This window comes from Pseudomonas sp. NPDC089741, assembly GCF_044748825.1.
GTDB classification, from domain to species: Bacteria; Pseudomonadota; Gammaproteobacteria; order Pseudomonadales; family Pseudomonadaceae; genus Aquipseudomonas; species Aquipseudomonas helmanticensis.
On record NZ_JBIVGT010000070.1, the window covers coordinates 1 to 4,335 of the forward strand.

Annotated in this window: 3 protein-coding genes; 2 read left to right on the forward strand and 1 reads right to left on the reverse strand. The window is 57.9% G+C overall.

Annotated features, from left to right (window positions below):
* Nucleotides 1-540: 540 nt before the first annotated feature.
* Nucleotides 541-1,440, reverse strand: a complete 900-nt coding sequence (locus ACIPZE_RS28645; RefSeq protein WP_129387232.1) for a LysR family transcriptional regulator — start codon at nucleotides 1,438-1,440, stop codon at nucleotides 541-543.
* Between the two features lie 158 nt (nucleotides 1,441-1,598).
* On the opposite strand from ACIPZE_RS28645, the gene ACIPZE_RS28650 reads away from it, so the two are divergent.
* Both ACIPZE_RS28650 and ACIPZE_RS28655 read left to right on the forward strand, forming a co-directional pair.
* Entirely contained in the window at nucleotides 1,599-2,780 is a 1,182-nt protein-coding gene (locus tag ACIPZE_RS28650; protein ID WP_150652811.1) for an acyl-CoA dehydrogenase, read from the forward strand.
* Nucleotides 2,781-2,793: 13 nt separating this feature from the next.
* Nucleotides 2,794-4,014, forward strand: coding sequence for a CaiB/BaiF CoA transferase family protein (locus ACIPZE_RS28655; protein ID WP_400776783.1), 1,221 nt, complete (start codon nucleotides 2,794-2,796; stop codon nucleotides 4,012-4,014).
* Nucleotides 4,015-4,335: the final 321 nt, after the last annotated feature.

The window sequence follows — 4,335 nt, forward strand, 5'->3', positions numbered from 1 at the left end:
GCCCCCCCCCCCCCCGCCCCCGGCTCAACCGCCCGCGCAGGGCGTCCGGGGTTGCCGCAACCCGTGTGTCACCGGTCGGGGTTTCGAGAGGAACACCAATGTGCACGTCAAATCTCCTGCGTGATCTTATTGAGTAAACCCATGCACTACGGATGGTGCGACTGGGGCGGCCGATCAGCACGATCCCGCCAAATCAGGGCGGGGCGCGGCATTTTGCAGGCGAACTTTATGCCCTTCAAGGGATTATGACGGGTGACGGAAAATTAACTACAAGTCATGCCGTGACCGAATGTCGCACATGGCTGGTCGAATCCCTTACAGGCCGTGCCCTGCAAGGATTCTGGCTGAATAACGAAAAATTTCTTATCGGTGGCGTGAATAGGCAGTAATGAGTCGTTGATGAAGGCTCAAAGCCACGTAGTCAGGCGCTTGTGGGACGTCTGTACGACTTTTGGTTACAGTCAGTGAAATTGCGACAAATAGTTATATCTGTAGGGCTTCGACTTTCCTGACTACGGGGTTAGTTATCACTGTAAGCCTCTATCCTTCTAGGCTGTAGCTCTGCGCCTGATTCACCAACCAGTCACGAAATGCCTTTAACGACGCCGATTCGACTTTTCGTTCGGGAATCATCAGGTAATAGGCCTTGATGCTGGAGAGTGCCTGCGGGTTGGCAATCACCAGGCGCTTCTCGGCCAGCTCGCGCTGAATCAGGAACGGCGGAATCAGCGCAATGCCCATATCGTGCATGGCCGCTTGGGCGAGCATGGAGAATAGCTCGTAGCGCGGGCCTGTCATGTCGCGGGGGATATTCAGCTGTTGCGAGTTGAACCACTGGCGCCAGGCATAAGGCCGCGTGGTCTGCTGCAGCAGTGGCAATTCAGCGATGGCTTCGGCTGTCAGATGTGTCTTGTTGCCGAGTAGGGCAGGGCTGCACACCGGCATCGGATTCTCGCCCATCAGCCTGTGGGATTCGGTACCGGACCAATCGGCATCGCCGAAGTAGATCGCTGCATCGAATTCGGTATCGGCAAACAGAAAGGGCCGGGTGCGGTTGGTCAGGTTGACCGTGACTTCCGGGTGCTTGAGCTGGAAATCCTTGAGACGCGGCAGTAGCCATTGCGTGCCGAACGTCGGCACCACCGCGAGTTCGATCACATTGGTGCCTTGCTGGCCCATCACCGACAACGTGTCGCGCTCCACTGCATCCAGTTGCGTGGCGACCCGGCGACTGTAGGAAAGTCCCGCCTCGGTCAGCTTCACCCCGCGTCGCGAACGGCGGAACAGTTCGACGCTGAGGAACTCCTCAAGGCTGGCGATCTGTCGGCAAATCGCGCCCTGGGTGAGGGAAAGCTCTTCAGCAGCCCGGGTAAAACTCTCGTGGCGCGCGGCAGCCTCGAAACTGATCAGGGCGGTGGTGCTGGGGATCTTTCTGCGCATGTACATCAACCTCACTAATGCGCCGCATAAAAGGCATCTCGCGACGTTTCGGAGTGAGAAATTAGCACAACAGAATGCGAAATCCTCGTTTGCCGCGACGGCGAACCACGCCTAGGATCAATGCCACGTTAATTCACCCGATTTGCGAGGACACACTCATGGGCGGTAAAGCTAGCTTCAACTGGATCGATCCCCTGCTGCTGGATCAACAGCTCACCGAAGAAGAGCGCATGATCCGCGACACCGCCGAGCAGTTCGCTCAACAGAGCCTCGCACCGCGTGTTCTCGAAGCTTTCCGTCATGAGAAGACTGACCCGGCGATCTTTCGCGAAATGGGTGAAGTCGGCCTGTTGGGTGCGACCATCCCCGAGCAGTACGGTGGCAGCGGCCTCAACTATGTCAGCTACGGCCTGATTGCTCGCGAAGTGGAGCGTGTCGACTCCGGCTACCGCTCGATGATGAGCGTGCAGTCGTCGCTGGTAATGGTGCCGATCAACGAATTCGGTACCGAAGCACAGAAACAGAAATACCTGCCGAAACTGGCTTCCGGCGAATGGATCGGCTGCTTCGGTCTGACCGAGCCGAACCACGGTTCCGACCCGGGCGCGATGATCACCCGCGCGCGCAAAGTCGAAGGCGGCTACAGCCTGACCGGCGCGAAAATGTGGATTACCAACAGCCCGATCGCTGATGTGTTCGTGGTCTGGGGTAAGGACGATGCCGGCGACATCCGTGGTTTTGTACTGGAGAAGGGCTGGAAAGGTCTGAGCGCTCCGGCGATTCACGGCAAGGTTGGCCTGCGCGCGTCGATTACCGGTGAGATCGTCATGGACAACGTGTTCGTCCCGGAAGAGAACATCTTCCCGGACGTGCGCGGTCTGAAAGGCCCGTTCACCTGCCTCAACTCTGCGCGCTACGGCATTTCCTGGGGCGCACTGGGCGCTGCCGAGTTCTGCTGGCACACCGCTCGCCAGTACACACTGGATCGTCAGCAGTTCGGTCGTCCATTGGCCGCTACTCAGTTGATCCAGAAAAAGCTGGCCGACATGCAGACCGAGATCACGCTGGCCCTCCAAGGCTGCCTGCGTCTGGGTCGTATGAAGGATGAAGGCACTGCCGCAGTCGAGATTACTTCGATCATGAAGCGCAACTCGTGCGGCAAGTCGCTGGACATCGCCCGTATGGCGCGCGACATGTTGGGTGGTAACGGAATCTCCGACGAGTTCGGCGTGGCACGCCACCTGGTTAACCTGGAAGTGGTGAATACCTATGAAGGTACTCATGACGTTCACGCGCTGATCCTCGGGCGTGCGCAAACCGGTCTGCAGGCGTTCTATTAATAGGAGAGCGACCATGGGCGCGCTGTCGCATCTGCGGGTACTGGATTTATCGCGAGTGCTGGCCGGGCCATGGGCCGGGCAGATTCTCGCCGACCTTGGCGCCGAAGTGATCAAGGTCGAGCGCCCGGGCAATGGTGACGACACGCGCGCCTGGGGGCCGCCGTTCCTCAAGGACGCTTATGGCGAGAACACCTCGGAAGCGGCTTATTACCTGTCGGCCAATCGCAACAAGCAATCGGTGACCATCGACTTCACCCGCCCCGAGGGTCAGAAGCTGGTGCGCGAGTTGGCGGCCAAGTCGGACATCCTTATCGAGAACTTCAAGGTCGGTGGTCTCGCGGCTTATGGGCTGGACTATGAGTCGCTGAAGGCGATCAATCCGAACCTGATCTATTGCTCGATTACCGGGTTCGGCCAGACCGGGCCTTATGCCAAGCGTGCTGGCTATGACTTCATGATTCAGGGGCTGGGCGGGCTGATGAGTCTGACCGGTCGTCCCGAGGGTGATGAAGGTGCTGGGCCGGTAAAGGTTGGCGTAGCGTTGACGGATATCCTGACGGGGCTGTATTCAACTGTCGCGATACTGGCGGCGCTGGCGCACCGGGATCATGACGGTGGTGGTCAACACATCGATATGGCTTTGCTGGATGTCCAGGTCGCGTGTCTGGCTAACCAGGCGATGAACTATCTGACCACAGGCGATGCGCCCAAGCGTCTGGGTAATGCTCATCCGAATATCGTTCCCTATCAGGATTTCCCTACGGCTGACGGTGACTTCATTCTTACCGTGGGTAATGACGGGCAGTTCCGCAAGTTTGCCGAAGTGGCGGGGCAGCCGCAGTGGGCGGATGATCCGCGCTTTGCTACTAACAAGCTGCGTGTGGCCAATCGTGCTGTGTTGATTCCCCTGATCCGCCAGGCGACGGTGTTCAAGACCACTGCCGAGTGGGTCGCTGAACTGGAGCAGGCTGGAGTGCCGTGCGGGCCGATCAATGATTTGTCGCAAGTGTTTGAGGATCCGCAGGTCAAGGCTCGAGGACTGGCAATCGAGTTGCCTCATGCGCTGGCAGGAATGGTCCCCCAGGTCGCCAGTCCGATTCGGCTGTCACAAACGCCTGTCGAGTATCGTCGTGCGCCTCCTTTATTGGGCGAACATACGCTTGAGGTTCTGCAGGGAGTGCTGGGCTTGGGCGCGGGTGCGGTGGCTGAGCTGAAGGCGGCTGGGGTGCTCTGATCGTTCCTTCTATATAGAAGGGGTGTGTTTGCTGCCTATATATAGAAGTCTTTGGTCGTTTTTTAACCAATCTGCAAGTGATTGAAAGAAAAGCGAAATTAACGGTTGACGGCAGATTCTGGATGTCTATAATTCGCCCCACTTCCGGCGCAGTCGAAACGGAAAACTCCTTGAGATTCAATGAGTTATGCAGGTTTCGGCAGTAAGTGCTTCAGTTCATCGAAGCCAGAAAGAAGTTGAAAAAGAGGTGTTGACAGCAGCGTGTAACGCTGTAGAATTCGCCTCCCGCTAACGAGAGATCGGAAGCGCAAGTGGTTGAAG